The organism is Carboxydothermus islandicus, from assembly GCF_001950325.1.
GTDB classification, from domain to species: domain Bacteria; phylum Bacillota; class Z-2901; order Carboxydothermales; family Carboxydothermaceae; genus Carboxydothermus; species Carboxydothermus islandicus.
The window spans coordinates 1-241 of record NZ_BDJL01000137.1 but is presented as its reverse complement, the minus strand read 5'-3'; the positions used below and the strand labels follow the sequence as shown (position 1 = coordinate 241).

At 55.2% G+C, this 241-nt stretch carries 1 rRNA gene; it reads right to left on the bottom strand.

Going from position 1 to position 241, the window contains the following annotated elements:
- Positions 1–241 (bottom strand): 23S ribosomal RNA (locus tag ciss_RS11895); the annotation flags it as partial.

The window sequence follows — 241 nt, the reverse complement described above, 5'->3', positions numbered from 1 at the left end:
ACCATGAAGCTTTTCCCCCATGGTCTGACTCCCTGCCTCTTTCCCTACAGGTATTCGGAGTTTAACTGGGTTCGGTAAGCGGTGAAGCCCCCTAGCCCAATCAGTGCTCTACCCCCTGTAACTATCAGCAGAGGCTAGGCCTATACCTATTTCGGGGAGAACCAGCTATCTCCGGGTTCGATTGGCATTTCACCCCTACCCACAGCTCATCCGCCGCCTTTTCAACGACGGTCGGTTCGGG